Annotated in this window: 19 protein-coding genes and 1 tRNA gene; 14 read left to right on the forward strand and 6 right to left on the reverse strand. The window is 63.1% G+C overall.

Annotation, left to right across the window (positions count from 1 at the left end):
• Positions 1–56 precede the first annotated feature (56 nt).
• From O7A60_RS00340 to O7A60_RS00360, 5 genes are all read left to right on the forward strand, one after another.
• Positions 57–746: a FadR/GntR family transcriptional regulator gene (locus O7A60_RS00340; RefSeq protein WP_337104872.1), complete on the forward strand. Its 690-nt coding sequence runs from the start codon at positions 57–59 to the stop codon at positions 744–746.
• Between the two features lie 8 nt (positions 747–754).
• The gene (dgoD, locus tag O7A60_RS00345) at positions 755–1,903 is read left to right on the forward strand and encodes a galactonate dehydratase (protein ID WP_337104513.1); all 1,149 of its coding nucleotides are present in this window, start codon (positions 755–757) and stop codon (positions 1,901–1,903) included.
• Between the two features lie 210 nt (positions 1,904–2,113).
• Complete coding sequence (locus tag O7A60_RS00350) at positions 2,114–2,812, forward strand: Crp/Fnr family transcriptional regulator (RefSeq protein WP_337104514.1); 699 nt, start codon at positions 2,114–2,116, stop codon at positions 2,810–2,812.
• Positions 2,813–2,848: 36 nt separating this feature from the next.
• A complete protein-coding gene (locus O7A60_RS00355; RefSeq protein ID WP_337104515.1) occupies positions 2,849–3,142 on the forward strand; it encodes a hypothetical protein in 294 nt (97 codons plus the stop codon).
• A gap of 7 nt (positions 3,143–3,149) precedes the next feature.
• Positions 3,150–3,377 (forward strand): hypothetical protein, encoded by a 228-nt coding sequence (locus tag O7A60_RS00360; RefSeq protein ID WP_337104516.1) that lies wholly within the window; start codon positions 3,150–3,152, stop codon positions 3,375–3,377.
• Between the two features lie 158 nt (positions 3,378–3,535).
• Here the strand turns inward: O7A60_RS00360 and O7A60_RS00365 are convergent.
• Both O7A60_RS00365 and O7A60_RS00370 read right to left on the reverse strand, forming a co-directional pair.
• Positions 3,536–3,611, reverse strand: a tRNA-Ala gene (locus tag O7A60_RS00365).
• A 172-nt stretch (positions 3,612–3,783) separates the two neighbouring features.
• Positions 3,784–4,173: a TIGR02300 family protein gene (locus O7A60_RS00370; protein ID WP_027142837.1), complete on the reverse strand. Its 390-nt coding sequence runs from the start codon at positions 4,171–4,173 to the stop codon at positions 3,784–3,786.
• A 206-nt stretch (positions 4,174–4,379) separates the two neighbouring features.
• On the opposite strand from O7A60_RS00370, the gene aroA reads away from it, so the two are divergent.
• The 4 genes from aroA (at position 4,380) to rpsA (ending at position 8,796) form a co-directional block, all read left to right on the forward strand.
• On the forward strand, positions 4,380–5,738 hold the full coding sequence (gene aroA, locus O7A60_RS00375) for a 3-phosphoshikimate 1-carboxyvinyltransferase (RefSeq protein WP_337104517.1): 1,359 nt from the start codon (positions 4,380–4,382) through the stop codon (positions 5,736–5,738).
• A gap of 86 nt (positions 5,739–5,824) precedes the next feature.
• Positions 5,825–6,178 carry a hypothetical protein gene (locus O7A60_RS00380; RefSeq protein ID WP_337104518.1) on the forward strand — a complete coding sequence of 118 codons (354 nt, stop codon included), beginning with the start codon at positions 5,825–5,827 and terminating at the stop codon, positions 6,176–6,178.
• A gap of 65 nt (positions 6,179–6,243) precedes the next feature.
• Positions 6,244–6,894 carry a (d)CMP kinase gene (gene cmk, locus O7A60_RS00385; protein ID WP_337104519.1) on the forward strand — a complete coding sequence of 217 codons (651 nt, stop codon included), beginning with the start codon at positions 6,244–6,246 and terminating at the stop codon, positions 6,892–6,894.
• A 204-nt stretch (positions 6,895–7,098) separates the two neighbouring features.
• Complete coding sequence (gene rpsA, locus O7A60_RS00390; RefSeq protein ID WP_008872513.1) at positions 7,099–8,796, forward strand: 30S ribosomal protein S1; 1,698 nt, start codon at positions 7,099–7,101, stop codon at positions 8,794–8,796.
• A gap of 183 nt (positions 8,797–8,979) precedes the next feature.
• Here rpsA and O7A60_RS00395 read toward each other — a convergent pair whose 3' ends face one another.
• From O7A60_RS00395 to O7A60_RS00410, 4 genes are all read right to left on the reverse strand, one after another.
• Positions 8,980–9,687, reverse strand: coding sequence for an SDR family NAD(P)-dependent oxidoreductase (locus O7A60_RS00395; RefSeq protein WP_027142833.1), 708 nt, complete (start codon positions 9,685–9,687; stop codon positions 8,980–8,982).
• 236 nt (positions 9,688–9,923) lie between these two features.
• A complete protein-coding gene (locus O7A60_RS00400) occupies positions 9,924–11,504 on the reverse strand; it encodes a 5-guanidino-2-oxopentanoate decarboxylase (RefSeq protein WP_337104520.1) in 1,581 nt (526 codons plus the stop codon).
• A 106-nt stretch (positions 11,505–11,610) separates the two neighbouring features.
• A complete protein-coding gene (locus O7A60_RS00405) occupies positions 11,611–12,282 on the reverse strand; it encodes a TetR family transcriptional regulator C-terminal domain-containing protein (RefSeq protein WP_337104521.1) in 672 nt (223 codons plus the stop codon).
• Entirely contained in the window at positions 12,252–13,124 is an 873-nt protein-coding gene (locus O7A60_RS00410) for a dimethylarginine dimethylaminohydrolase family protein (protein WP_337104522.1), read from the reverse strand. The genes O7A60_RS00405 and O7A60_RS00410 overlap by 31 nt, the downstream gene beginning before the upstream one ends.
• A 213-nt stretch (positions 13,125–13,337) precedes the next feature.
• On the opposite strand from O7A60_RS00410, the gene O7A60_RS00415 reads away from it, so the two are divergent.
• From O7A60_RS00415 to O7A60_RS00435, 5 genes are all read left to right on the forward strand, one after another.
• Positions 13,338–14,153 carry an ABC transporter ATP-binding protein gene (locus O7A60_RS00415; protein ID WP_051442619.1) on the forward strand — a complete coding sequence of 272 codons (816 nt, stop codon included), beginning with the start codon at positions 13,338–13,340 and terminating at the stop codon, positions 14,151–14,153.
• A 56-nt stretch (positions 14,154–14,209) separates the two neighbouring features.
• Positions 14,210–15,007: a transporter substrate-binding domain-containing protein gene (locus O7A60_RS00420; protein ID WP_140716408.1), complete on the forward strand. Its 798-nt coding sequence runs from the start codon at positions 14,210–14,212 to the stop codon at positions 15,005–15,007.
• A 205-nt stretch (positions 15,008–15,212) separates the two neighbouring features.
• Positions 15,213–15,878: an ABC transporter permease gene (locus O7A60_RS00425; protein ID WP_140506889.1), complete on the forward strand. Its 666-nt coding sequence runs from the start codon at positions 15,213–15,215 to the stop codon at positions 15,876–15,878.
• Positions 15,878–16,687: an ABC transporter permease gene (locus tag O7A60_RS00430; protein WP_140768575.1), complete on the forward strand. Its 810-nt coding sequence runs from the start codon at positions 15,878–15,880 to the stop codon at positions 16,685–16,687. The genes O7A60_RS00425 and O7A60_RS00430 overlap by 1 nt, the downstream gene beginning before the upstream one ends.
• Positions 16,688–16,775: 88 nt before the next feature.
• A complete protein-coding gene (locus tag O7A60_RS00435) occupies positions 16,776–17,777 on the forward strand; it encodes an Ldh family oxidoreductase (RefSeq protein ID WP_027142826.1) in 1,002 nt (333 codons plus the stop codon).
• Positions 17,778–18,122 lie beyond the last annotated feature (345 nt).

An 18,122-nucleotide genomic window follows, 5' to 3' on the forward strand; every position in this document is an offset into this window, starting at 1 on the left:
TGACCGAAACGTCGAAGAAGGCTTCAGCCGACAAGGCCACGCGCCGCCCGCGCGTCATGCCCGATGTGACGAAGGCCATTGCCTCCGACATCTTTTCCGGACGCTATCCGGCCGGCTCTTCGCTGCCCACCGAAAACGAACTCGGCGTCGAGTATGGCGTCAGCCGCACCGTGATCCGCGAAGCCTTGAAGGTTCTCGCCGCCAAGGGCCTGGTGCTGTCGCGGCCGCGCGTCGGCACTATCGTCTGCAACGAGGATGACTGGAACATCATCGACCCCCAGGTGCTGACCTGGCATGCGCCGCATGCATTGGACGATAAGCTGTTCGATGCCATTCTGGAAACACGCCGGGCCATCGAGCCGCTGGTCGCCGAGCTTGCCGCCACGCGCGCGACACTGCAGGAGATCGCCGATCTGGAAGCCGCATGGCGCGGCATGGCTAATGCCGGCGAAGACCTCGCCGCCTTCTCGCGCAGCGACATCGCTTTCCACCAGATCGTCTATGCCGCGAGCCACAATCCGATCTTTCGCCAGATCGGCAATCTGATCGACACAGGGCTGAAATTCTCGCTGGAAGCGACGGCAACCATCTCGCTCCACCGGCGCATGGAAGCCGTGGCGGCGCACCGAGAAGTGGTGGAGGCACTGCGCATGCGCGATGCCGAGGCGGCGCGGGGTGCGGCCAACCGGATCCTCGACCTTGCGGCGCGCGACCTCGTCAGCGCCAAGAAACTCAAGAACAACTGAGACCGCGCATGAAAATCATCTCGCTCACCACCTACATCGTTCCGCCACGCTGGCTGTTCCTGAAGATCGAGACAGATGCCGGCGTCACCGGCTGGGGCGAGCCGGTGGTCGAGGGCCGCGCATTGACCGTCGAAGCGGCGGTCAAGGAGCTTGGCGATTATCTAATCGGCAAGGATCCGCGCCTGATCGAGGATCACTGGACGGTGATGCATCGCGGCGGCTTCTATCGCGGTGGGCCGATCCTGATGAGCGCCATTGCCGGTATCGACCAGGCGCTGTGGGACATCAAGGGCAAGGCGCTTGGCGTGCCCGTGCATGAACTGCTCGGCGGCAGGCTGCGCGACACCATCAAGGTCTATTCCTGGATCGGCGGCGACCGGCCGGCGGAGGTGGCGGCGGGCGCGAAGGAAATGGTGGTGCGCGGCTTCCTGGCACTCAAGATGAACGGCACCGAGGAACTGCAGATCGTCGACAGCCACGACAGAATAGATGCCGCCGTCGAGCGCGTCGCGACGGTGCGCGAGGCAGTCGGGCCCAACGTCGGCATCGCCGTCGATTTCCACGGCCGCGTGCACCGGCCGATGGCGCGCATCCTGGTCAAGGAATTGGAGCCCTACAGGCTTATGTTCATCGAGGAGCCGGTGCTCAGCGAAAACCGCGAGGCGCTGAAGGAGATCGCCGCCCTCGGCTCGACGCCGATCGCACTGGGCGAGCGGCTCTACAGCCGCTGGGACTTCAAGTCGGTGTTCGAGGAAGGCATCGTCGACATCATTCAGCCAGACCTGTCGCATGCCGGCGGCATCACCGAGTGCCGCAAGATCGCGGCGATGGCGGAGGCCTATGACGTGGCGGTGGCGCCGCATTGCCCGCTCGGACCCATCGCACTCGCCGCCTGCCTGCAGCTCGACGCGGTCAGCTACAACTGCTTCATCCAGGAGCAGAGCCTCGGCATCCACTACAACGCCGGCAACGACCTGCTCGACTACGCCGCCAACAAGGATGTCTTCCGCTACGAGGATGGCTATGTCGCCATTCCCGGCGGCCCGGGGCTGGGCGTCGAGATCGACGAGGACTATGTCAAGGAGCGAGCCAAGGAAGGCCACCGCTGGCGCAACCCGATCTGGCGCCACAAGGACGGCTCCTTCGCCGAGTGGTGACGGGACGGGGCCCAAAGCCGCTCCTTCGTTCCGTCGAAAAAGAATGGCGTTCCGTCGCAGGAAGAATGGTCTTGGGCTGGCCTCGCCCGACGCGGGCGCAATTATTTGCCAAGCCCGCCTATGGAGCGTAAACTCAACCATCGGCCGCCATTTATCCGGGTGCAGCCGACAGTGAGAGGTACGCGCTCTTGCCCGTCAGGGAGAAGTGCCATGCCTCAATCCACTTTTCGCAACCATGTTTTGAATACCCTCACGCCTGAGGATTTCGCGCTTTTACGGCCATCGATGCATCACGTCGAACTGGCCATCAAAGCCCGGCTGGAGATCGCGTATCAGCCGATCGAGCACGTCTATTTCCCCGAGACGGGTATCGCGTCCGTGGTCGCCCTAATGACCGGGGGGCGGCAAAGCGAAGTCGGCATTATCGGCCGCCATGGCATGACGGGTGTTGCGGTCGTTCTCGGCCAGGACCGGTCTCCCAACGAAACTTACATTCAACTCGCCAGCATTGCTTGGCGTCTGCCGGCTGAACATCTTCGCATTGCGATTGCCGAAAGCCAGACCCTTCAGCCGTCACTGCTTCGGCACGCCCACGCGTTCCTGATCCAGTCATCGCGCACGGCGCTGGTCAACAGCCAATCGAAAATCGAGGAACGGCTGGCCCGCTGGTTGCTCATGGTCGACGACCTCATCGAGGGAGACAAAATCTACCTGACGCATGAATTTCTGGCGACCATGCTTGGTTCCCGACGTCCCGGCGTTACCACGGCTCTCCAGATGCTTGAATATCGAGGGCTGGTCCACGCCAAGCGCGGCGAGATCACGATCGTCGACCGCACCGGAATGATAAAACTCACGGACGGCGCATATGGCGAGGAGGAGCAGCGTCACTTCGGAATCGCCGGCTGACTGTCCGGAATCGGACAGAGCCTTGAAGACCGCCGGATGTTGGCCGAAAGTAGCATTGGCTTGGATTTCAGGGAGGCATTCTTGATGACCAATACGTTTCACACCATCACGGTGGAAGGAGCGGCCGAAGCCTATGTCCTTTCCAGGGGCAAGGCCCGCTTTCTCTCCATTGCACAAGCAATCCGCGCCATCCGAACTCTTATGCCGGCATGCAAGGCCACCGATCACGAATTGGAGGAAATGCTGGCGGCGGCCTGCATCGCTCACATGGTGCCCGTCGCTTTCGACGCAGCCGAGCCAGATGGCTCAGCACCGCGTCTCCATTCGTAGGCCGGAGATGTCCGCGCTGGCGCAGAGGACTGTTTCCCCGGACGTTCGCCAGGCCATTGTCCGCTACCTGATCGACAATGTTGACAGCCCCAGCGTTTCGCTATCCGAGGTTATCCGCGCCGTGAGAAAGATTTTTCCGCTTTGCGAGCTCACGGATTGGGAACTTGGCGACCACATAGCGCGAAGCGCGATCGATGCGGGATTTGCCATCGAATTCGACGCCGACGTTCCGTGACCGTTCGAGTTCGGTCGTCCCTGATTTGGTGAATGGGCATCCGGATACGCAACCCAAGTCAGACGTCACCGCGAAGCTGGAGACGTCGCGCCAGATCAGTACATTTCAAAGCAATACCTTGAAATCAAAGGGTTGTCTTAAACGCCCCGGAAACTGTTTGGTGGAGCCAATCGGGATCGAACCGACGACCTCTTGAATGCCATTCAAGCGCTCTCCCAACTGAGCTATGGCCCCACTCCCGGCAGTCAGCCGGCGCCGTTTCCGGCGAGAGATCGGCGCGGGTTGGAAGACCGCGCCGTTAGTGCAGGCGGCTTCTAACCCCGCCTTTCCCAGATATCAAGCCTTCATCGGCGGCTTTTTCTTCACAGGCGGTGAAAGCCGGCAAAGGCTCGCGTTCGAGACCTTGTCAGACCTCGTCGTCGTCGTCGCCGACGCCGATCATGTCGGAAACGTCGTCTTCTTCTTCCTCTTCGTCGGCGAGGAAGGTGTCATCCTCGTCGTCGCCCAGGTCGACGTCATCCTCGTCGTCGCCGAGATCGGGAAGATCGTCGCTCTTGGCATCGTCTTCCGCCTCTTCGAGCGAGACGACCTCGACGCCCTCTTCGTCCTCGGCGTCCACTTCCTTCTCGGCCACTTCCTCCTCCTCCTCGACGGCGGCGATCTTGCCTTCATCGAAATAGGAACGTGGATAGCTCTTGCCGGTATAGGGCGAGACGATCGGGTCCTTGTTCAGGTCGTAGAATTTCCGGCCCGTTTCAGGGTCGATGCGTTTTGTGCCAAGTTCGGTTTTTACCACGGCCAAGCCTCGTCAATAAAAGAGTGGTCCCCTTAACCACAGTTTGCAGCGCTGTCAAAGCGAAAAGCCGGCGTCACAAACCAAGCATTGAAAGGCTTCGCGCCAAGTGACGACCATGGGGATGACCATTTCGCCTCGCCGTGATACGAGACCGCCGCAACAAATGAAAAGCGCCGGTCAGCCGGCAATCCGTCCAGGGAAATTCCATGTCTCACGCCGCCGCTGCCAAGCCGGCCACCGCCCGCAAGTCACCAGCCCTTTCCGGCACGGCCCGCGTGCCGGGCGACAAGTCGATCTCGCACCGCTCCTTCATGTTCGGAGGGCTCGCCTCCGGCGAAACCCGCATCACCGGCCTGCTCGAGGGCGAGGACGTGATGCGCACGGGGGCGGCCATGAAGGCGATGGGCGCGCATATAGAGAAGCACGGCGCCGAATGGGTGATCCGCGGTACCGGCAACGGCGCGCTGCTGCAGCCGGAAGGACCGCTCGACTTCGGCAATGCCGGCACCGGCTCGCGGCTGACCATGGGCCTTGTCGGCACCTATGACATGGAGACGACCTTCATCGGCGATGCTTCGCTATCCGGTCGGCCGATGGGGCGCGTGCTTGAACCCTTGCGCCAGATGGGCGTGCAGGTGCTCAAAGCCACGCCTGGCGACCGTATGCCGATCACGCTGCATGGCCCAAAACACGCGGCACCGATCACCTACCGCGTGCCGATGGCCTCGGCGCAGGTAAAGTCGGCGGTGCTGCTGGCCGGGCTGAACACGCCAGGCATCACCACGGTGATCGAACCTGTGATGACGCGCGACCATACCGAAAAGATGCTGAAAGGCTTTGGCGCCAATCTGTCGGTCGAGACCGACGAGCGCGGCGCGCGCCACATCTTCATCGAAGGCCAGGGCAAGCTGACCGGCCAGATCATCGCGGTGCCGGGCGACCCTTCATCGGCGGGTTTCCCGCTGGTGGCGGCGCTGATCGTACCGGGCTCGGACATCACGATCGAAAATGTGCTGATGAACCCGACCCGCACCGGCCTGCTTCTCACGCTGCAGGAGATGGGCGGCCAGATCGACATCTTGAACCCGCGCAATGCCGGCGGCGAGGACGTCGCCGACCTGCGCGTGCGCTACTCCGAACTGAAAGGCGTCACCGTGCCTCCCGAGCGGGCGCCGTCGATGATCGACGAGTATCCGGTACTGGCCGTTGCCGCGAGCTTCGCCGAGGGCGAGACGCTGATGCAGGGGCTGGAAGAACTGCGGGTGAAGGAATCCGACCGGCTGTCGGCGGTGGCCACCGGGTTGAAGCTCAACGGCGTCGACTGCACCGAGAGCGAAGCTTCGCTTGCCGTGCGCGGCCAGCCGGGCGGCAAGGGTCTGGGCGGTCATCCCAACGGGCGGGACACGACCGTTGAGACCCATCTCGACCACCGCATCGCCATGAGCTTTCTGGTGATGGGACTGGCGACGGAGAAGCCGGTGACGATCGACGACCAGGCGATGATCGCGACGAGCTTTCCGGAGTTCATGGGGTTGATGAAGGGACTTGGCGCGGAGATATCGTAAACCCAGAATTGTCGTCAAATTTGGCTGCCGACTCAATTGTTCTTTAAGGCCGGCCCTTCAAGGTCGAGTGAACATTGGAGAGAGCCATGAGTTTCCTAGTCTCGACGATAATAGCTGGTGCAGTTTTGACAATTGCGAAGGCGATGTCCGTTGCCAAGGCTATGAAAGATCGAAACTATTCATGGGTGCGCCTTGGTTTGACCGCAACCCTATGGATCGGACTGACCATACCAAGCATGGCTTCTTCGTGCGGAGCCATTGGCTGCTCATATGGCCTGCATTTCGGCTGGATACTTGAGCCAGCCCGAGCTTATCTGGCCTCAAGCGCCATATTGTTGGTGATGGGTGGCTATGCGATCCTCAGCGTGTATTTTTTCGGGCATATACTGGGCTTGGTATTTTCTGTTTTTAGAACAAATTCGCAGCCTGCTCGGCACTAGCGCTAACTCGTTCGAACCGCTGGTGGCATATTGCATTGACGCCGGTTCTCGGCTTGTTGTCGTTCATGACTCAGTTCTTCACCATCGCCATCGACGGACCCGCCGGTGCCGGCAAAGGCACGCTGGCGCGGCGGCTCGCCGACCACTACCGGCTGAACCTGCTCGACACCGGCCTCACTTACCGCGCGGTGGCGTACGCACTGTTACGGCTTGGCTTGCCGCTCGACAATGTCTCGGCGGCCGAGACCGCTGCCCGCCAGGTCGATCTGGCAAAACTCGACCGGGCGGTGCTGTCGGCGCATGCGGTTGGCGAAGCGGCTTCGAAGATCGCGGTTTTCCCGACCGTGCGCCGCATCCTGGTCGAAAAGCAGCGCGACTTCGCCAGGACGCCGCCGGGTGCGGTGCTTGACGGCCGCGACATTGGCACCATCGTATGTCCCGACGCCGACATAAAGCTCTATGTGACGGCCAGCGCCGAAGTGCGGGCACAACGCCGGCTGGCCGAAATCGAAAGCATCGGCGGCACCGCCAATTTCGCCGAAATCCTTGCCGATATCCAACGCCGCGACGAGCGCGACATGGGCCGGGCCGACTCGCCCTTGAAGCCGGCCGCCGACGCGCACTTGCTTGATACCAGCGAAATGGCTATAGAAGCCGCGTTTCTCGCGGCCATGTCTGTCATCGACGACGTGCTGGCCAAGAGAAACAAGGCCTGATCCGGGTTTTCATGCTGCTTCCGATTGCCGGAGGCGAAGAAAATACCCATATCGGGCACGAACCAGCCTGCCAGCATTCTTCATGCGCCGGAATTGCCGCCCAAAAGCGGCCCAGGGCTTTTAGCCCGGAACGCCGGCAGGCCAACGCAACGCTAACCCACGGCGCCCGTTCCGCTTGAGATGCGGGGCACTCCAGGAGAAACAATGTCAGCTGCAAATCCCACTCGCGATGATTTCGCGAGCCTGCTCGAAGAATCATTCACCGCCGGCCACTCCGGCGAAGGTCAGGTCGTCAAGGGCACGATCACCGCGATCGAAAAGGACATGGCCATCATCGACGTCGGCCTCAAGGTCGAAGGCCGCGTGCCGCTGAAGGAATTCGGCGTCAAGGGCAAGGACACCACTCTCAAGGTCGGTGACACCGTCGAAGTTTATGTCGAGCGCATCGAGAACGCGCTTGGCGAAGCGATGCTTTCGCGTGAGAAGGCCCGCCGCGAAGAGAGCTGGGTCCGTCTCGAAGAGAAGTTCACCAAGGGTGAGCGCGTCGAAGGCGTCATCTTCAACCAGGTCAAGGGCGGCTTCACCGTCGACCTCGACGGCGCCGTGGCCTTCCTGCCGCGCAGCCAGGTCGATATCCGCCCGATCCGCGACGTTTCCCCGCTGATGCACAACCCGCAGCCTTTCGAGATCCTCAAGATGGATCGCCGTCGCGGCAACATCGTGGTGTCGCGCCGTACCGTGCTCGAGGAGAGCCGCGCCGAACAGCGTTCGGAAATCGTGCAGAACCTCGAAGAAGGCCAGGTTGTCGAGGGTGTCGTCAAGAACATCACCGACTACGGTGCGTTCGTCGACCTCGGCGGCATCGATGGCCTGCTGCATGTCACCGACATGGCCTGGCGCCGCGTCAACCATCCGACCGAAATCCTCAACATCGGCCAGACGGTCAAGGTGCAGATCATCCGCATCAACCAGGAAACCCACCGTATCTCGCTCGGCATGAAGCAGCTCGAGAGCGATCCGTGGTCCGAGATCGGCACCAAGTTCCCGATCGGCAAGAAGATCAAGGGCACCGTCACCAACATCACCGACTACGGCGCGTTCGTCGAGCTGGAGCCGGGCATCGAGGGTCTCATCCACGTTTCGGAAATGTCGTGGACGAAGAAGAACGTGCACCCCGGCAAGATCCTGTCGACGACGCAGGAAGTCGACGTGGTGGTGCTCGAGGTCGATCCGGCCAAGCGCCGCATCTCGCTCGGCCTCAAGCAGACGCTGGAGAATCCGTGGCAGGCTTTCGCCTCGAGCCATCCGGTCGGCAGCCAGGTCGAGGGCGAGGTCAAGAACAAGACCGAGTTCGGCCTGTTCATCGGCCTCGAGGGCGACGTGGACGGCATGGTGCACCTGTCCGATCTCGACTGGACCCGTCCGGGCGAGCAGGTCATCGAGGAGTACAATCGCGGCGACATGGTCAAGGCGCAGGTGCTCGACGTCGACATCGACAAGGAGCGCATCTCGCTCGGCATCAAGCAGCTGGCCAAGGACACGGTCGGCGAAGCAGCGACGAGCGGAGAACTGCGCAAGAACGCGGTCGTCACCTGCGAAGTCATCGGCGTCAAGGATGGCGGTCTGGAAGTGCGGCTGGTCGACAGCGGCATCGAGACCTTCATCAAGCGCTCCGACCTCAGCCGCGATCGCGACGAGCAGCGCCCCGAGCGCTTCACCGTCGGCCAGAAGGTCGACGCCCGCGTCATCGCCTTCGACAAGAAGACCCGCAAGCTGCAGGTCTCGATCAAGGCGCTGGAAATCGCCGAAGAGAAGGAAGCGGTCGCCCAGTACGGCTCGACCGACTCCGGGGCTTCGCTGGGCGATATCCTGGGTGCCGCGCTGAAGAAGCAGGGCAGCTAAGCTCTTCTCGCAGCCTTGAAAACAAAACCCCGCCGGATCGCTCCGGCGGGGTTTTTCTTTGACGAATGCTGTCGGAGGCCGGCTACAGCATGTCGCGGCGACTAGGATTCGCCCGACCTGCTGTAAGCTTCTGATTTTGCATGTCGTTGTCCCGGAACCGAGGACACTTCCGGGCGACATGCACTAAGCGCGTCCGTAGAGCGGCACCAGCGTTCCGCTCATCGCCTGGTTGGTGGGCGAGGCGAGATAGGCGATTGCTTCAGCGGCCGCTTCGAGGCTGACCCATTTGGTGAAATCGGCATCCGGCATGTCGGCGCGGTTTGCCGGCGTGTCGAGCGTCGAGGGGGCGACGGCATTGACCAGGATGCCATTGGCCTTGAGCTCTTCCGCCATTGCCACCGTCATGGCGGCCACCGCCGCCTTGCTGGCGGTGTAGGCGACCATCCCGGCGCCGCGCCTGGGGTCGAGCCCGGCGCGCGCGGTGACGTTGACGATGCGGCCGGCAGAGCCCGACGCCAGCATCGAGCGGATAGCCGCGCGGCTGCACAGGAAGGTGGTGCGGGCGTTGGTGTCCATCATCTCGGCAAAGGATGCCGATTCGATCTTTTCCACCGGTGCCTTGGCAAAGCCGCCCGCCAGATGGATCGATCCCCACAAGGCGGGGACCTGGGAATAGAAGGCTTCGACCTTGGCGGAGTCCGACAGGTCGACATTGTGCGCCAGCTTCACATTGTCATGCGCGGTGAAGGGGAAATGTGAAGGCGCGGCGGCGTGCGCGTTCGGCACATGGCAGATCGCGCCCTGCTCCAGCAGTCTGCCGACCACCGCCCCACCGAGCGCGCCGGTTCCCCCGGTCACAACGATATGCCTGCCTTCAAGTGTTTCCATCATCCTGGACCGCTCCTGTCTTTTTTATGACTTTTGTCGTTGGTTTGCCGCGCCGACGCGAAGCGTCGCGCCTTTCAGCCGATCACTCAACCGATATCTCGACATGGCAGCCGTCACGTCTTTGCATGCGTCAGGACATCGTCGAATAGCGAAGCCACCCGGAAGCAGCCCATGCCTTTCAGGACTAAGCCGGCGAATGATCCGCTTCGGGACGGGGGACCAAGGCCAGCCTGGATGGTTCAAACGACCGTGATTTCGATCACGCGCGGCAGTCCCGTTGCCCGGGCGTGCTTCAGCGCCTGTGGCAAGGCGTCGATGTCGGCCAGCCTTTCGGCGCCAATGCCATAGGCGTCGGCCAGCTTGCAGAAATCGGGCGGGGCCGGCGACACGCCGACAGGTTCCACGCCGACATCGAGCATCGAGGTCTCGATCTCGCGATAGCCCCTGTTGTTCCAGACGACGAAGATGACAGGCGCTTCGGAATCCAGCGCTACGGCTATCTCCGGCAAGGTGAACTGGAAGCCGCCGTCGCCGGTCAGGCAGACAACCGGTGCATCGGGCATGGCGAGTGCCGCGCCGATCGCCGCCGGAGGGCCATAGCCCAGCGCGCCGAAGCCGGTCGCGGCATTGAACCAGCCGCCAGGCCGGTCGTGGTCGTAATAGAGGTTGGCGGCGTAAATCGGCTGCGTCGAGTCGCCGACAATGATGGCCCTGGGCAAGGCATCGCGGATCATTTCCACGGCGTGCACCTGCGCCGCATAGGCCGGGCTCAACTCGGCAAAGGCGGCCTTTCGCCCCGTCGCGGCGCGGCCATGACCATCTTCACCGGCGCTGTGGGCCGGATCGATCGCCGCAAGCAGGGCCTCGATCGCCTCGGCGCAGTCAGCCTGGATGGCGACCGTCACCGGGCGCCGCGCAAGCTGGTCGGCACCGATGTCGATACGGATCAGGTTTGAAGGCAGCACAAAGCCGCCGTCGCCATAGCCGTCATAGTCGGTCGCGCCGAATTCGGTGCCGGCGGCGATCACCAGATCGGCATCGGCCATCAGCGCGCGAACCGCCTTCAGGCTCGGACTTGCCGGTACGCAGAGCGGATGGCGGTGCAGCAACCCGCGCGCATTGGTCGTCTCGACGACGGGAGCGCCCAGCCTTTCGGCGAGGCGCCGCAGCGGGGCTTCCGCCTTCCTGGCGCCGCCGCCGGCAAGGATCAGCGGACGGCGCGCGGCGGCGATGAGCTTGGCCGCGTTCACAATTGCCGCATCATTCGGTGCCGGAGGCGCCGCATTGCTGAGCAGGGCGGCGATGCCGTCCGCCGGCTTGACCATGACGTCGGTCGGGATCTCGATATGCACAGGACCGGGCCGCGAGGAGGAAAACAGGGCGAAGGCCCGCGCCAACGCACCGGGCAACTCGCTGGCCCCGGTGACGCGTACCGACATCAACGCCACCTTCTCCATCATGCCGCGCTGATCAGGCAATTCATGCAGAAAGCCGAGCCCCTTGCCGAGCGTATCGGTGGCGTTGACGCCAGAAATCACCAGCATCGGTACCGAATCGGCGCGCGCCTGGCCCATGGCGGTGATGGTGTTGGTCAGCCCCGGCCCGGTGATGACGAAGGCGACGCCCGGCCTGCCGCTGGCGCGGGCATAGCCGTCGGCCATGAAGCCGGCGCCCTGTTCGTGGCGCGGCGTGACATGGCGGATCTTCGACCTCGCCAGGCCCCGATAGAGCTCGACCGTGTGGACGCCGGGGATGCCGAACACGGTGTCGACGCCATGGGCCTCGAGTAGCGAAATCAATGCTTCGCCGATGGTGGTCATTGGTTTTCTCCCGGTTAGAGCGGATTATTGGTTCCGCTCTGTGTCTTTGTTTCTTACGCAATTCCGAAGGGAAAGCGCTACGCGCTCTTCCCGGGAAAACCGCTTCTCACTTTTCCTGGAATTGCTCTAGCGGCGCGAGGCCGAGCTCGGCCTCGACAGCCTTGATGCCAATCGCCGCCAATTCGCCGGGCGAGAACATCTCGCCGGCCAGGCAGCCTTCTATCCAGAGCCCGTCGATGATCGCATTGATCGCGATGGCATGGTGGCGCAGCTCGCTTGCGTCCGGCTTGTGCTGTTCGGCGGCGAGCACTTCAGCCACAACCGCTTCCACCTCGTTGCGAAAGCCAAGGTAGCCTTCGCGGTGGGCGCGGGCCAGGGCAGGATCCGCACTGGCGCGGCCGATGAAGGTTGCCCAGAGCGAAAACACCCGCGCGTCGATGATCGGCGCATTGAGATTGGCGGTGACGAAGGCCGCAAGGCGCTGGCGCGGCGAGGCGTCATCCATGACCAACGCCGCCTTCGCCTGCTCGGTCATGCGGCTGACCAGCGCCGTATAGGCTTCCTGCAGCAATTCTTCCTTGCCCGGGAAATAGTGCCCGATCAGCCCGGCGGTGACGCCGGCACGCAATGCGATGGTGCGCAGGCTGGCGCCTTGCAGGCCATGTTCCGCCACGCTGTCCAGAGTCGCTTCGATCAGATCCTGCCGCCGCCGCCCCTCGCCCTCGCGACGGAACTTACGGCGCGCATTCATTGGCGCAGGATCGGCCGCGTCAGGCATGTCGGCCCGCCTTCGCAGGCGATGCAGAGCGCATCCGCGTCGAAGATTTCAACCGTGCAGCCGGCGGCTTCCATCGCGGCCTTGGTCCTGGGAAAGCCCGCGACGGCAATGACGTTGAGCGGGCTGGTCGGCAGTACGTTCAGGCTGAGGCCATTGGAAGCGGCGAACTCTTCGGCATCGCCTTCGACCAGCCGGATGCCGCGCGCCTTCAGCGCCTGATAGAACGGGGCCGGTAAAAGCGGCGAATAGACCAGCGCCAGGTCGTCGGCCAGCGGGCTGATCACCGACATCAGATGCAGGCACGCCTCTTCGCCCTGCCACAGCGGCAGATCGAAGCCGTAGACGGAAATGCCCAGCGGCGTCAGCAGATTGGAAACCTGCTGGATGCCTTCCTGGTTGGAGCGGACACCGCGCCCGATCGCCAGCGTGCGGGCATCGACCCATACACAGTCACCACCTTCGACCTGGCCAGGAGCCTCGACGCGGCCGAGGATCGGAATGCCCAGTCTTCTGTAGGTTTCCTCATGCAGCGAAGGCTCGCTGGCGCGCAACGGCTTACCCATGGACAGGATCAGCGCGCCGCGGTCGGTCATCAGCGAGGGGTCGTGCGTGAACACCGAATCCGAAAGTCCGTCGGCCTTGTCCTCGATCCATTCGATCTCGGCGCCTGAAGCGGCCACCAGTTCAGCAAGGACCGCGTGCTGCGAGGCTGCTTTCGCCGGGTTGAATCCCGGGCCATAGTGCCAGGCGGCCCTGTCGGCGTCGCGCATGGCGTTGGCCGCCGACCGCATCAGCACGCGCCGCAGCGGCGCCGCCATGGACTGTGATCCGAAAGCGCTCATCGATGCCCTTTTCAAGCTGAAAAAAATCGAGAAAATTTCATGAGAGGTTATTTATACACTTGCACAACAAGGCCGCAAGTGCCGTAATGAGCGGGATTGACGGGCTCGCTCTGTTGAGTCCATGCTTGAAATCTGGAGCAGGGCAGTACAGCGTATGTTGATTAGCCGGATAGACGTTCGACGAACCGCCGGCGGCCATATGGAGGTCATTTGGTGAGCGCTCTGGCAGCTGCCAAGATCTCATCCGGCGAGGCGCAGGACTGCGCCGCAGAAGCCATCCATGTCGAGAACCTGCACAAGAAATTCGGTCAACTGCATGTGCTGAAGGGCGTATCGCTGTCGGCGCGCGACGGCGAGGTCATCGCCATCATCGGCGGCTCGGGCTCGGGCAAATCGACGCTGCTGCGCTGCATCAACTGCCTGGAAAATCCGACCAGCGGCATCATCCGTGTCAATGGCGAGGAGATCAAGCTCAAGGCGGACAGCCATGGCCACACCATTCCGGCCGACCGCAGGCAGATCGAACGCATCCGCTCCAAGCTCGGCATGGTGTTCCAGAATTTCAACCTGTGGAGCCACATGACGCTGATCGAAAACGTCATAGAGGTGCCCGTGCATGTACTGGGCGTCAAGCGCGACGAGGCTGTCGCCCAGGCCGAAAAGCTGCTGGCGCGCGTCGGGCTCGCCGAGAAGCGCGATGTCTACCCGGCCTATCTCTCCGGTGGCCAGCAGCAGCGCGCCGCGATCGCTCGCGCCTTGGCCATCAATCCGCGTGTCATGCTGTTCGACGAACCGACCTCGGCCCTCGATCCTGAACTGGTCGGCGAAGTGTTGAAGGTGATCGGCGATCTGGCGCGCGAAGGCCGCACCATGGTGCTGGTCACCCACGAAATGAAATTCGCCCGCGAGGTCGCGACCCACGTCGTCTACCTCTACAACGGGCTGGTCGAGGAGGAGGGACCACCGGAGCAGATCTTCGGCGCGCCCAAATCCGAAAGGCTCAAGCAGTTCATCCGCAACATCGGCTAGGGAACGGCCGGGACGGAAGAAAACCGGGAACCAACAACAAACTGGGAGTTCTGAAAATGAAGACTGTTCTGAAGACATTCGCCACGGCGCTGCTGCTCGGCGTCGCCGCCATGGGCGTGGCCAAAGCCGATCCGGTCAAGATCGGCGTCGCCGCCGAACCATACGCGCCCTTCACCTCGCCCGACGCTTCGGGCAAATGGGTCGGCTGGGAGATCGACTTCATCGACGCCGTTTGCGCCGAGGAAAAGCTCGATTGCGTCATCACCCCTGTCGCCTGGGACGGCATCATCCCGGCGCTGACCACCAAGAAGATCGACCTCATCGTCTCGTCGATGTCGATCACCGACGAACGCAAGAAGACCATCGACTTCTCGGACAAGTACTACAACACGCCGACCGCGATCATTGGCCCGAAGGACCAGAAGTTCGGCGCCACGCCTGACGATCTCAAGGGCAAGGTCCTCGGCGTCCAGGTGTCGACGGTGCATGCCGTCTACGCCAAGAAGCATTTCGGCCCCACGGCATCCGAGATCAAGGAATACCAGACGCAGGACGAAGCCAACAACGACCTTGCCGCCGGCCGCCTCGACGCGGTGCAGGCCGATTCCATCGCGCTCAAGGAGTTCCTCAAGACAGACCAGGGCAAGGCCTGCTGCGATCTCAAGGGCATGGTGGCCCCTGACGACGAAGTGCTCGGACCGGGGGTCGGCGCCGGCGTGCGCAAGGAAGACACCGATCTGAAAGAGAAGATCAATGCCGGCATCAAGGCGATCCGCGCCAACGGCAAATATGACGAGATCTCGAAGAAATACTTCGATTTCGACATTTACGGCGGCGCCACGCAGTCGAACTGACGACCCTCGCATGGGCTGGAGGACAGGGCGCTGACGTCCCCATCCTCCAGCTAGCCAGTCCACGCATGCTTGCCGCCGGCCGCTGGTGCCGGCGGATCGAGCCAGCAATCCGGGGGCGACGCTGATCGAATCCTTTCTTCCGGCCTCCGCGGCCGGCATCGTCGAACTCCTCTCGCCGGCGCCCGTCGGCTGGGGTGGGACCCTTTTGCTCGGGCTCTTGCATTCGCTCGAGATCGCAGTCGGCGCCACGATCGTCGGCCTGCTGATTGGAACCTGGGGTGCCTATGGCAAGCTCTACGGCGGGCCCGTGGTGCGCGACCTGTTCGCGGTCTACACCACGGTGGTGCGCGCCGTGCCGGAACTGGTGCTGATACTGCTGCTCTATTATGCCGGTACAGACCTGATAAACCAGGTGCTGGCCGCGATGGGTTACCAGCGTGTCGATATAAGCGGGCTGGTGGCCGGCATTGCCGTGCTCGGCTTCGTCCAGGGCGCCTATTCGACGGAAGTCATCCGCGGCGCGATCCTCGCCATTCCGCAGGGCCAGATCGAAGCCGCTCGCGCCTTCGGCATGTCTCCCGGCCTTCTGTTGCGGCGCATCACGCTGCCGGCGATGCTGCCTTTCGCCATTCCGGGCCTCGCAAATCTGTGGCTGATCGCCACCAAGGACACCGCGCTGCTGGCCGTCGTCGGCTTCTTCGAACTGACGCTGGCGACACGACAGGCGGCGGGCGTCACCAAAGCCTATCTGGTTTTCTTCCTCGCCGCCGGCGTGCTCTATCTCTGCGTGACGCTGGTTTCGAACTTCCTGCTTGGCCGCGCCGAGAAATGGGCGCGGCGCGGCATGCCTTCCATCAAGGAGGCACGCTGATGACCAGCGAAACAGCCGTCATCGACACGGCGGCGCGCGCTTCGCTCTGGCTGCAGCCACATCGCATCGTGCTGATCCTCATCGCGTTGGGTCTCGTGGCGTCGGCCGCCTATTTCATGCGCTGGGACTGGCTGCCGCAATATTGGGAAATGGGCCTGATGGGCATCTGGCGTGCCCTGTGGATCCTGGCCGTCACCTGTACGCTCGGCTTCATGATCGCCTTGCCCGTCGGGCTGGCGCAGGCGGCCGGTTCGATCTGGGTCGCGGCACCGGCGAAAGTGTTCTGCACCATCATTCGCGGCACGCCGCTGCTTCTGCAGCTATGGCTGCTCTATTACGGGCTGGGCTCGCTGTTCCCGCAATATCCATGGATCCGCGAATCCTGGATGTGGCCTTATCTCAGACAGGCCTGGCCGTACGGCGTGCTGGCGCTGACCTTGTCCTTTGCCGGCTATGAAGGCGAAGTGATGCGCGGCGCCTTTGCCGGCGTGCCCAAGGGGCAGCTGGAAGCCGCGCGCGCCTTCGGCATGAGCCGCTGGAAGATCTTCCGCCGCATCTGGCTGCCTCAAGCCTTCTACCGGGCGCTGCCGACGCTGACCGGCGAGACCGTGCTGCAGCTGAAATCGACGCCGCTGGTGGCGACCATCAGCGTGATCGACATCTTCGCCGTCTCGTCCAAGGTGCGGCAGGACACCTACCTCACCTACGAGCCCTTGCTGCTCCTGGCGTTGATCTATATGGCGATCACCGGCATTCTGGTCTTCGCCTTCAGCCGGATCGAGGCGCGGATTCCGGTCAAGATCGGGTAAGCGAGTAGTGAACAGGAAATAGTGGGCTGCTTGCCGGTTTTATCCTACTGACTACTTCCTATTTCCTACTCACTCAGGAGCAGCCCTGATGCAACTCAGTCTCGACCAGGCAAAAGGACTGTGCCGGATGGCGGCACTTGGCGCCGGCGCCAATGAGGAAGCGGCGCAATCGCTCACCGCCTCGATCATCGCGGCCGAGGCGGAAGGACTTGCCACCGTCGGGCTGTCGCATTTCATCGATTACCTTGAGGCGTTCGAGGCCGGGCGCATCGACGGCAATGCCGATCCGGTGATCACGCGGCCGGCGCTGGCCATCTATCTCTCGGACGCACGCCGCGGGCTGGCGCATACCGGATTCGACCGCACCATCGACGACCTCGCCAAGGCGGCAAGACTGTTCGGCGTGGCCATCTTCTCGCAGAAAAACGCCTATACGTGCGGGGCGCTTGGCTACTTCACCGGCCGGCTGGCGGCGCAGGGACTGGTGTCCTTCGCCGCCACCAACGGCCCGGCCGTCCTGGCCGGCTCGGGGTCGGTCAAGCCGGTCTATTGCACCAATCCGATGTCGTTCGCCGCGCCCGCCGCCGACGGCGCGCCGCTGGTCATCGACCAGTCGTCGAGCGCCACCGCCTTCGTCAACATCCGCAAGGCGGCGGAAGACGGCAAGAAGATTCCCGAAGGCTGGGCGCTAGACGCAAGCGGCAATTCGACGACCGACCCCGCCGCCGCCATGAAGGGCGCCATGCTTGCCTTTGGCGGCCAGCGTGGCGCCAACATCGCGCTGATGGTCGAAGTGCTGGCGGCGGGCCTGTCGGGCGCCAACTGGTCGCTCGACGCACCGTGGTTCAGCGGCGGTCCCGACAGTCCGGGAACCGGCCTGTTCGTGCTTGCGGTCGAGCCGAAGCTGCTCGATCCGGATTTCGAGCAGCGCATGAAAGACCAGCTCGACCGGCTGCGCCGACGCTATGGCGTGCATGTGCCCGGCCGCGCCCGGGCCGAAGCGGTCGAGAAGGCGCAGGCGCGCGGCATCACCGCGCCCAAGGCGGTGATCCAGCGCATCTCCGAATTCGCCGAGCGCTATTCGGCCTGAAGAAACTGACGAAATTTCCCGCGCGTCGGTGAACCTTCCCGCGCGTCCCGACGACCAATGGCTGTCCGGGTCGGGTTTGCCCGGTCGGTGTCTTCCGTCGGATGCGTTCGGGGCTGGGGCGGGCGTACTTGCTTCACGCCACGCTGATACCGTCTCAGGTCAGGCCGCCTCGCTGGACCCTGCTTTCGGCGCGAACGTCACCCGGAAAACCCCGCTTCGGCGGGGTTTTCTGCGTTTGTCGTTCGCGGCGCCAAAACATGAATGAAAGTGCCATGCGCTTTCGCGGAAACCGCTTCACACTTTTTCTGGAATTGCCCAAGAGACAAGGATGACGCGACGACGCGT

It is taken from the genome of Mesorhizobium salmacidum (SeqCode) (assembly GCF_037179605.1).
Taxonomy (GTDB): Bacteria; Pseudomonadota; Alphaproteobacteria; order Rhizobiales; family Rhizobiaceae; genus Mesorhizobium; species Mesorhizobium salmacidum.

Coding starts and splice junctions, on each gene's coding strand:
- O7A60_RS00405 (WP_337104521.1), bottom strand. CDS start 12,282: ATGCCTGACGCGGCCGATCCTGCGCCAATGAATGCGCGCCGTAAGTTC.
- O7A60_RS00340 (WP_337104872.1), top strand. CDS start 57: ATGCCCGATGTGACGAAGGCCATTGCCTCCGACATCTTTTCCGGACGC.
- rpsA (WP_008872513.1), top strand. CDS start 7,099: ATGTCAGCTGCAAATCCCACTCGCGATGATTTCGCGAGCCTGCTCGAA.
- O7A60_RS00355 (WP_337104515.1), top strand. CDS start 2,849: ATGTTGGCCGAAAGTAGCATTGGCTTGGATTTCAGGGAGGCATTCTTG.
- O7A60_RS00350 (WP_337104514.1), top strand. CDS start 2,114: ATGCCTCAATCCACTTTTCGCAACCATGTTTTGAATACCCTCACGCCT.
- dgoD (WP_337104513.1), top strand. CDS start 755: ATGAAAATCATCTCGCTCACCACCTACATCGTTCCGCCACGCTGGCTG.
- cmk (WP_337104519.1), top strand. CDS start 6,244: ATGACTCAGTTCTTCACCATCGCCATCGACGGACCCGCCGGTGCCGGC.
- O7A60_RS00360 (WP_337104516.1), top strand. CDS start 3,150: ATGTCCGCGCTGGCGCAGAGGACTGTTTCCCCGGACGTTCGCCAGGCC.
- O7A60_RS00420 (WP_140716408.1), top strand. CDS start 14,210: ATGAAGACTGTTCTGAAGACATTCGCCACGGCGCTGCTGCTCGGCGTC.
- O7A60_RS00380 (WP_337104518.1), top strand. CDS start 5,825: ATGAGTTTCCTAGTCTCGACGATAATAGCTGGTGCAGTTTTGACAATT.
- aroA (WP_337104517.1), top strand. CDS start 4,380: ATGTCTCACGCCGCCGCTGCCAAGCCGGCCACCGCCCGCAAGTCACCA.
- O7A60_RS00435 (WP_027142826.1), top strand. CDS start 16,776: ATGCAACTCAGTCTCGACCAGGCAAAAGGACTGTGCCGGATGGCGGCA.
- O7A60_RS00430 (WP_140768575.1), top strand. CDS start 15,878: ATGACCAGCGAAACAGCCGTCATCGACACGGCGGCGCGCGCTTCGCTC.
- O7A60_RS00400 (WP_337104520.1), bottom strand. CDS start 11,504: ATGACCACCATCGGCGAAGCATTGATTTCGCTACTCGAGGCCCATGGC.
- O7A60_RS00410 (WP_337104522.1), bottom strand. CDS start 13,124: ATGAGCGCTTTCGGATCACAGTCCATGGCGGCGCCGCTGCGGCGCGTG.
- O7A60_RS00395 (WP_027142833.1), bottom strand. CDS start 9,687: ATGATGGAAACACTTGAAGGCAGGCATATCGTTGTGACCGGGGGAACC.